This is a genomic window from Streptomyces nanhaiensis, from assembly GCF_046614825.1.
Taxonomy (GTDB): Bacteria; Actinomycetota; Actinomycetes; order Streptomycetales; family Streptomycetaceae; genus Streptomyces; species Streptomyces radiopugnans.
In genome coordinates this window covers 1-2,513 of sequence record NZ_JBKJFM010000308.1, presented here as the reverse complement: position 1 = coordinate 2,513, position 2,513 = coordinate 1, and the positions used below count along the sequence as shown (strand labels likewise).

Genomic DNA, 2,513 nt, shown 5'->3' with positions numbered 1-2,513 from the left:
CGCACCGGCGGACCGGCCCTCGACCTCGGCGGCCCCGCCGCCGGAGCGGGCTTCCCGGCGGGCCCGGCCGCGGGCCCCGGCCCCTCCAGCGGCAGGGTCTCCGGCGACACCCTGGTCAGCGGCATCCCGCGGGTGCCCGCGGCCGACGACGACGGCCGGTCCGCCCCCTCCGAGGAGGACCACGACGCCCGGCCGCCCGCACCCGCTCCCGCCAAGCGGGGCCGCTCCAAGCTGGTCCTGCTCGGCGTCGCCACCTTCGGTGTGCTCGGCGTCGCGTACGGCGCCGGCCTGCTGCTGGACCACGCCGACGTGCCCAACGGCACCACCGTGCTCGGCGTGGACATCGGCGGCACCGGCAAGGACGAGGCGATGAACAAGCTCGACGCCGTTCTCGGCGAGCGGGCCCGCACACCGCTGGTCCTCGAGGTGGAGGGTGAGCAGAAGACGCTCAAGCCGAGCGTCGCGGGCCTGTCGCTGGACACCGAGAACACCGTGCGGGACGCCTCGGGGCGGGACTACAACCCCGTCTCCGTCATCGGATCGCTCCTCGGCGGCGCCCGGCAGGCCGAGCCCGTCTTCAAGGTCGACGAGGAGAAGCTCACGGCGGCCCTGAGGGACCTCGCCGGATCGTCCGGCGGCGGCGCGTCGCAGGACGGGATGGTGAAGTTCGTCGGCGGCAAGGCCGTCGGCGTCCCGGGCAAGCCGCACAAGCAGGTCGACGTCGACAAGGGCGCCGGTCTGCTGGAGGACGCCTACCGGGCGCAGGTGGCCACCGGAAGGAGCGAGGCGGTCGAGCTGCCGGTCGCCCTCCGGCAGCCCTCGGTCGGCCAGAAGGAGATCGACCGGGCGATCCGGGAGTTCGGCGAGCCGGCGATGTCCGGAATGGTCACGGTGAAGGCGGGCGACAGGTCGATCCCGTTCAGCCCCACCGGGTCGCTGCCGAAGTTCCTGTCCATGAAGCCGGTGAACGGCAAGCTCGTGGACACCTACGACCTCAAGGTGCTCGAGGACCTGTACGGCAGCACCTTCGACGGCGTCCTGATCGCCCGCGGCAACGGGTCCAGGACGCCGGTCACCCCCCAGGACGTCGCGGGCGCGCTGCGCGAGGCGCTCCGGCAGACGGACCCGGCCAAGCGGGTCGGCGTCATCGAGCTCGACCCGCGGTAGACGGCCGCGGGCACGACACCGGTGCCGTGCCGGCCGGGGTGAACCCCGGCCGGCACGGCGCTAGTTGAGCCGGGAGCGGGCCGCCCGCGCCTCGCGGCGCACGGCGACCGCGGCGTTGGGCTCCATCGCTGCGACCATGTCGGCGTACGCCTCCATCTCCCGCGCGCCGCCGACGAAGTCCCCCCGCTCCACCAGCAGCCGCGCCCGCTCGTAGCGCAGCCGGGCAGGGTGGTGCGGCAGCAGCAGGGAAAGCTCCACCGCCCAGAGCTGGACGTCGGTGTGCTCGGGACGGGCCGCCGCCCACGCGCGGATGTTGTTCAGCACCCGCAGCACGATCTCCACGGGGCCGGCCGGCTGGAGCATCGCCTCCGACAGCGGCGCTCCCGCCGTGCCCGCCACCAGCAGCTCGACGTCCTGCCCGGTCAGCGGCAGACCGCCCGCGAAGGGGTCGGCGAGGACGTGCTCGCCGCGGGGATCGCCGAAGCCGACCACGAAGTGCCCGGGCAGGGCGACCCCGTACACCGGCGCGCCCGCCCGGCGCGCGACCTCCATCCACACCACCGACAGCAGGATCGGCAGCCCCCGCCGCCGTCTCAGCACCTCGCTCAGCAGCGAGGACTCCAGCCGGCGGTAGTCGGCGGGCGTGCCGTGGAAGCCGTGGCGCCCGCCGAGCAGCTCGGCCAGGGCGTGCGCCCACTGCGCGGGGGTGCGCGAGGGCGCGTACGGCAGCAGGCCCGTCAGCCGGTCCAGCTCGATCTGGGCGGCGTCGACGAGACCGTCCACGCCCTCGCCGCCCTCCGCGCGTACGGCGGGGTCGGCCTCGGCGTCGACCAGCAGGCACAGCAGTGCCAGATCGGGCCGCTCGGCCCGTGCGGCCCGTGCGAAGCGCTCCCGCACCGAGTCGGCGCCCGCGTTCTGGGGACTGTCCATCAGGCCCTCCCTGCCCGGCTCAGCCGCGCGGTGCCCGGCGGTAGTGGTAGGAGTGGTGATCGGCGAAGCCCATCCGGGCGTACATCGCCCGTGCGGCGGTGTTCTCCGGCTCGACCTGGAGGTACGCGGCCGAGGCCCCCTCCGCCAGCGCCGTGCGGGCCAGCTCGGCCATCACCGCCGTGGCCAGTCCCTCGCGCCGCCGCTCCGGGGCGGTCTCGACGGCGGCGAACCCCGCCCACCGGCCGTCCACCACGCACCGCCCGACGGCCGCCGGGGCGCCTTGCGGACCGTCGCCCGGCACGGTGGCGAACCACACCGACGGGCCGCCCGCCAGCACCTTCAGCGCGTCGCCGGCCGGCCCCGAGGCGCCGCGGCCGTAGGCGGACAGCCAGGCCGCGTCCGGCCGCCGCGACAGC

General features: G+C 75.8%; 3 protein-coding genes. 1 reads left to right on the top strand and 2 read right to left on the bottom strand.

Translation table 11 applies throughout. The annotated features are described in order from the left end of the window. On the top strand, nt 1-1,167 hold a 1,167-nt coding region (locus tag ACLIYP_RS30150), incomplete at its 5' end, for a peptidoglycan binding domain-containing protein (protein ID WP_412716253.1). 60 nt (nt 1,168-1,227) lie between these two features. Here ACLIYP_RS30150 and ACLIYP_RS30145 read toward each other — a convergent pair. After that, nucleotides 1,228-2,097, bottom strand: a complete 870-nt coding sequence (locus ACLIYP_RS30145; protein WP_412716252.1) for a transglutaminase family protein — start codon at nt 2,095-2,097, stop codon at nt 1,228-1,230. A 19-nt stretch (nt 2,098-2,116) separates the two neighbouring features. Continuing rightward, nucleotides 2,117-2,513 (bottom strand): GNAT family N-acetyltransferase (locus ACLIYP_RS30140; protein WP_412716251.1); only part of this gene is annotated, 397 nt, incomplete at its 5' end.